Source organism: Streptococcus sp. Marseille-Q5855, assembly GCF_946901985.1.
In the GTDB taxonomy this organism is placed as follows: Bacteria; Bacillota; Bacilli; order Lactobacillales; family Streptococcaceae; genus Streptococcus.
In genome coordinates, this window is the sequence record NZ_CAMPPR010000008.1 from 1 (window position 1) to 4,831 (window position 4,831).

Annotated in this window: 1 protein-coding gene; it reads left to right on the forward strand. The window is 47.1% G+C overall.

The genetic code is table 11. From position 1 onward, the window contains the following. Nucleotides 1-4,831 (forward strand): Rib/alpha-like domain-containing protein (locus OC529_RS10425; protein WP_262082112.1); only part of this gene is annotated, 4,831 nt, incomplete at both ends.

The window sequence follows — 4,831 nt, forward strand, 5'->3', positions numbered from 1 at the left end:
AGCCAACTGTTAGCACCATTACGGTAGAAGCAGATAGCAAGCCAACAGCAGATTCTATTAGCAATGCCGTAACAGCAGAGCATAAGAAAACTGCGGTAGCTAAAGCAGCTCTTCCAACAGTAGCAGCAGGAACCAGTCAAACTGTGGGAGTGACCGTCACTTATGACGATGACTCTACAGAAGATGTAGAAGTTACAGTCCAAGCTAAAGAAGCAACACCGACAGCAGCCACAACCAAACAATGGCAAAATGGTGATGTTGAAATCGGCTTACCAGACACTGCGGATAAAGCACGCTTGACTTATACAGATAAGCAAGGGGCAAGTCAAACAGTTGAGCTCAGCAAAGGAGCGACAGGCTGGACGGTAACAAGCGGTGATGCGAGTCTATTAGCTAACGGTACGTTACGCTTGAAACCATCAAGCTACACAGCTGGTCAAGCAGTAAGTGTCAGCGCAACCAAGGGAAGCGACGCTACAACCAGTCAGGCATCAAGTGCAAGTATCACTCCGACAGCACATACTGTGGACATCGCTTCAATCACCAAGGTGAAAGGTGAAGCCGTAGAGGCAACAGACCTCACAGGTGCTGTAACAGCGACAGGCAAAGATCACGTGGAAGCAGTAGGCACAGTCCCTACAGATTTAGGTAAACACCAAATCTCAGCTAAGCTTGTTTATGGTGATACGAGTGAAGAAACCATTCAGATTCCATATACTGTCAAACCAAGCACTCCAAGTCTTGTAAGTGCAGTCGGTAAGAAAGATGCGGGCAGCGTTACAGTGAATGGCGTGAATAGTGGTACCACGGTAGCCCTCTATGACATGACCGATCCAACTAACCCAATCGAATTGGGACGCACAGATGTGCCAAAAGATGGTGACTTTACGCTCAAAGATGGAGTAGCGATTAACCTAGCACCAGGTAAGAGCTTGACGAAGGATATGCCGATCGCGGTCCGTAGTATCTACAAACCAACCGTAGCAGCTGAACGAACAGCATCAGACTACGGCACAAGCTTGAAGGTAACAGAAGGTCTAAAAGCCAAAGACTACCACTTGATTAAGGGAGCAACCCCAACAGACGCATTGACAGATCGACTTCAATATAAGGATGATACAGCTCTTCCAGCAGGCTCAACAGTAGAATGGAAGGAAACTCCAGACTACAGCCGTGTGGGTGATGCGACTTACAAAGCGACTGTTACTATTCCAGGCTCAGGAAGCACAGAAGTGACGATTCCAGTGCATGTTTATCCAACGGTAGCTCTAGCTAGTCCGAACGGCTATAACAATAAACAAGGTACCTTGTCACATGGAGCTGACGCAGAGACATATGTCGTCTTCAAAGATGGCAACCAAACAGTGGCTAAACCAGCAGGCGTAACAGTTCGTTGGCAAGGTGGCACTGCACCAGGTATCGCAACAGCGTCCGCAAGCAATGTGGGACGTATCGAGGTAGAATACCCAGCAGACAATGCGGCAGGTAAGACGGTTCAAACGCTAGAAGTAGCCCTTCCAACTTATCATGCAGTAGCCAAGGAAACAGAAGTCGTGCGTACGATTGGTTCAACCTTTGCCTCAACAGAAGCTAGCGCTTATGTGAAGAAATCAGAAAATGGACCAGACCTTCCACAAGGCACAGAGTACACATGGCAAACAGATGAGACAGCTAATAAGGCCTATGGTTCAGGCACTTGGGGTAAAGTCAACGATGACTGGCTTGGTAAGAAGACCAACAAGGTTAAAGTTTACTACCCACAAGTAGACGGTGGTAATACGAAAGATGAAAATCTGGCAGAAGAAACAGAGGAAATCACCTTTGTGACCAAACCAGCGACTCCAAGCATTACGACTGACTTGACAGGAAGCGCCGGTACAAGAAAAACCATCCATATTGAGAATGCGACACCAGGAACCACTGTTGAGCTCTACAATGGCGATACGAAAATTGGTTCTGTAGATGTACCGAAAGCTGGTACGACTCGTTACAGTGATCTAACGACAGTTGATCTAACGATGACCCAGGACATCCCAACATCAACCAACATCACAGCCAAAGCGGTTTACAAACCAACCGAAGCAACTGAACGCGTTGAATCAGATGCAAGTACTGCCAAAGCCTCAACCTTCATCACTCTAAGTGCTAAAGGCAGCATCCAAACCATGAAGGGAACAGGCACTCTTACTGAGTTGGATAACTTGAACGAAGCCACTCTAGCTAAGTTACTCCGTCGTTCAGACGCAACTACGGACTTCACAGGCGCAACAGGCCGCTGGAAGAACCAAGATGCGACTAGAAAAACGGCAGAGGCAGGCACACGAACAGAAACCCTTCTAGTGCGCCTAGCAGGTCAAACGAATGAGCAAGAGGTCAACTTCACCTTCACTACTTTAGCGCAACCAAGCGCCAAAGCTGTCATAAGAACAAATGGTCAAGATATTACAAATGATGACTTGAGCAAGTATGTAACAGCAGACGGCAACAATGGTTTGAGTTGGGAAAACCAACCAGCTAAGGTAGAAGTCGGCAAAACTCTTCCACGTATCCAAGTCACTTACCCAAGTGATGGTGTAGCGGTATCAGACGTTACGACTCAATACGTGACACCAACAGTGTACGCAGTGGCAGAGAACCCAACTCCAGGTATTGATGCGCATAAAGGTAGCACGCTTTCAGAAGCCGCTTCTGACTATGTGAAACCAGCACCAAACACAGAAGGCTTCCCTAATGGTACGACTCATGCATGGAAGGATGGAGATAAACCAAGTACCGACCATGTAGGAGAAGTGACGAAGACAGTTGTGACCACTTATGGTAAGGGCGATGACGTACCGGCTGAGCTTCGAGGTAAGGAAGTAGAAACACCGGTGACGATTACAGTTGTCCCAGACAAACCAGTTGTGACTCCAAATACAGACGGAACAGTTGGTGTGACAATTCCAGAGGAAACAACGAAAGTTGAAGTGACATACACTCCAGAAGGACAAGACGCTCCAACAACCGTAGAGGTTACGAAGAACCAAGATGGAAGCTGGACAGCGCCAGCAGACAGTGGTATCACGATTAACCCAGACGGCAGCCAGATTACGGTGCCAGCGGACAAGGTGAAAGATGGCACAGGTGTCACAGCCAAAGGTATCACGACAATTGACGGTAAAGACTTTACAAGTCAGTCAAGTGATAGTGCAGATGCCAAAGCGCCACGCTTGGGTAAACCAACGATTAGTCAAAACGCAGACTACGGCATTGAAGTTGAATTGGATGACAAGGCAACTCATGCAGAAGTAGACTATGTGGATGCGGCTGGCAATACTCGTAAGTTAACCTTTGATAAGGCAACTAATGGGGATTGGACGAAGACAGATAATGTCGCTATCGGAACAGTCGTGACAACTGGTAACAAGATTGTGATGCAGGCCAATACAGCTCAGGCAGGTAGCATCGTAAAAGCTACTCAAAAATCAGCTTTATCAGATCCATCAGAAGCAGCTGACCACAAGGCAGTGGGCTTACTGAACAGTCCAGTTGTGACTCCGCAAATTGATAGTGGCGTCCAAATAGAAGCTCCAAGTGACGCGACAAGTCTTGAAGTAACCTACACGCCAGCAGGCAGTCAAGCGTCAACGAAAGTGACCCTTACTAAGACTGACCAAGGTTGGCAAGTTCCAGAAGGATTTGAAGTAGGCACAGATGGCAAACCAGTCTTGAAAGCCAAGACAGCTACAGCCGGAACTGAGGTAACGGTACAAGCCAAAGCACAAGACATGGAAAGTAAGCCATCCACTGGTAAAGTGAAGACAGCTCAACCATCAACCTTTACTCCAGAAAGTAAACAAAATGGGGATGTTGTGATTCCATTACCAGCTGATGCGGATAAAGTCGTGATCAACTACCCAGAAAGTGATACGGTTACGAAGACAGTAGAACTTACCAAGGGAGCAGATGGCAACTGGAGTGCACCAGCGGATAGCCCAATCACAGTTAAAGATGGCAAGGCAACTGTTAAACAAGGAACAGCAAGCAGTGGTAAGTCTATCACAGCTCAAGCAACAGCCGGAACTGGCACAGATGTCAGCGCGGCACGCGAAGCGACTATAACTGTTCCAAGTCATACGCAGCCAACTGTTAGCACCATTACGGTAGAAGCAGATAGCAAGCCAACAGCAGATTCTATTAGCAATGCCGTAACAGCAGAGCATAAGAAAACTGCGGTAGCTAAAGCAGCTCTTCCAACAGTAGCAGCCGGAACCAGTCAAACTGTGGGAGTGACCGTCACTTATGACGATGACTCTACAGAAGATGTAAACGTCACAGTTCAAGCTAAAGAAGCAACACCAAGCGAAGCTACAACCAAACAATGGCAAAATGGTGATGTTGAAATCGGCTTACCAGACACTGCGGATAAAGCACGCTTGACTTATACAGATAAGCAAGGGGCAACTCAAACAGTTGAGCTCAGCAAAGGAGCGACAGGCTGGACGGTAACAAGCGGTGATGCTAGTCTATTAGCTAACGGTACGTTACGCTTGAAACCATCAAGCTACACAGCTGGTCAAGCAGTAAGTGTTAGCGCAACCAAGGGAAGCGACGCTACAACCAGTCAGGCATCAAGTGCAAGTATCACTCCGACAGAGCATACAGTGACTACAAATACACTAGTCAAACCATACAAACAAAATGTTACAGATAATGATTTGTTAAACGCTGTAAATGCTGAACACAAACAGACTGTTAATCTGAAAGATGGAACAAGTTATCCTACAACAGATGGTTTCCATGATATTGAACTTACAGTGACATATGAAGATGGTAGTACGGAAAATGTACC